This window comes from Oleiphilus sp. HI0132 (genome assembly GCF_001635845.1).
The window spans coordinates 1-1,661 of sequence record NZ_LWGJ01001185.1; the positions used below are offsets into that span (position 1 = coordinate 1).

The following is a 1,661-nucleotide window of genomic DNA, read 5'->3' on the forward strand; positions in this document are numbered from 1 at the left end:
TCAGATGGTGAGGCGGAAAAAAGTGAGCAAGCGGCAGACAAAGACGATGCAGTTACCGAAGACAGTTCTGATCCAGATAAACCTGTTGATATAGACCTTGCCGATAAAGAAAAGCAGCTAAAAGCAATTCCCTACCAAGACAAAGCGCTTGCGCACGTGAACGCTGGTATTTCGTACTTACAGCAGCAAGGCTATCAGAATATTGTTTTGTTAGCCTATCGCGCTTCAGCCAACATTGCCTTTGAGTATCTCAAGCAAAAGCAGGGGACATTTAGTAATAAAGGCTTTGCTCTGGTACTGGTTGACCCTGAGTTTGATGAACCTTTACAAGTCGATCTGGCAGAGCATTTAGGGCAAAACTTCCAGCCACCCGTCTTGGAGATGGTTAATTCGGTGGAAGATGAAAGTTCTGTCAAAGCGCGCTTGGCATCGGCAAACGTGGCTGGCGCAATTAACTATATGCAAGTGGACTATGCGTTTAATTTATCTGAAGGGCCACAGAAAAATTTGGTTCGACGAATTCGTTATTGGCTTGAGAAATATGCACCGGGTATGATTGTAGGTAATCGTTCCCGTTAAGTCGGCGAAGTAGCTGGACGGTAAGTTCATAGACGCTACAGATTACAATGCAGGGCATGACATAGCCAAACATGCGTTTAGGTGATCACTTTCCTTCATAGGCATCAGGCGAGTTTCCAGCCATGTCCTGCCTATCGAGCACGCCGACATCCAAGACAGGAGACGCATCAATATGCTGTGCATCCATCATTTGGGCAACGCGTTGCAGACTTGAAATAATCATCGTTTGCTCCCACTCCTGAAGGTCATTAAATTGTTTGGCAAATTGGTCCTGGAGAGGGGTGGGGGCATCCTTTAAAACTTCTAAGCCCGCATCGGTTAAGTAGGCGTGGACCTTACGCTTATCTTCCTTGGACCTTTCTCGATAGACAAATTCGCGCTTTTCCAAGCGGTCAAGAATGGTTGTGACGGTAGCTTGGCTCAAGCTCATGTCATGTGCCAGTTCACCAATGCTCACTTCGCCCTTATTTCTTATCGTTTGCAGCAAGAGAATCTGTGGTGCTGTTAGCCCGGTTGTTTTGGCTAAATGTTTGGAGTGGAGGTCTGTCGCCCGAATAACGCGACGAAGGGAAACCAAAACTTCTTCGATATGATCCAATGGACAGTCCTCATAAACTTGGTATTAAGTAGCAGAGGTCTCTCAAAGCCCCTCTAATAAGATAACTAGATTATCCCTATGCAAGACTGTTCCTACAACATTTTTTGAGGAATCTGCTTCGATATTGATTTTGCTTGGCTCAACTAGAAAGATTTCGCCCACTTGCTCGACGGCTATTCCAGCGGCGCCACGGCTTGAGTCTAGAATGAGAATTCTTTGATGGGCTTCTGCAGTGCTTACCTGTATATGTTTCTCAGCAGAAAGTACCGGAACGATTTCACCGCGAACATTTAAGATGCCTGCTATTTCGGGGTTTGACCCAGGAACAGGGGTTGGTTCTCGATAGGTAATTATCTCTCTGACCAGCTTAACCTCATATGCATACGTTTCTTCAGCAAGAGAGAAGCTTACATATTGTATGGCTGAATCAGCTGGCATATTCCTTCCAAATTCTTTCGCAGGTTTTAGTATTATTATATTTAGT

3 protein-coding genes are annotated in these 1,661 nt (G+C 45.3%); 1 reads left to right on the plus strand and 2 read right to left on the minus strand.

Translation table 11 applies throughout. The features are described 5' to 3' along the window. Window positions 1-579 (plus strand): DUF3530 family protein (locus tag A3766_RS16890; protein ID WP_156508942.1); only part of this gene is annotated, 579 nt, incomplete at its 5' end. A gap of 85 nt (window positions 580-664) precedes the next feature. Here the strand turns inward: A3766_RS16890 and A3766_RS16895 are convergent. Together A3766_RS16895 and A3766_RS16900 are read right to left on the minus strand one after the other, a co-directional pair. Next, window positions 665-1,177 (minus strand): MarR family winged helix-turn-helix transcriptional regulator, encoded by a 513-nt coding sequence (locus A3766_RS16895; RefSeq protein WP_068512375.1) that lies wholly within the window; start codon window positions 1,175-1,177, stop codon window positions 665-667. A 42-nt stretch (window positions 1,178-1,219) separates the two neighbouring features. Next, window positions 1,220-1,661 (minus strand): chemotaxis protein CheW (locus A3766_RS16900; protein ID WP_231882910.1); only part of this gene is annotated, 442 nt, incomplete at its 5' end.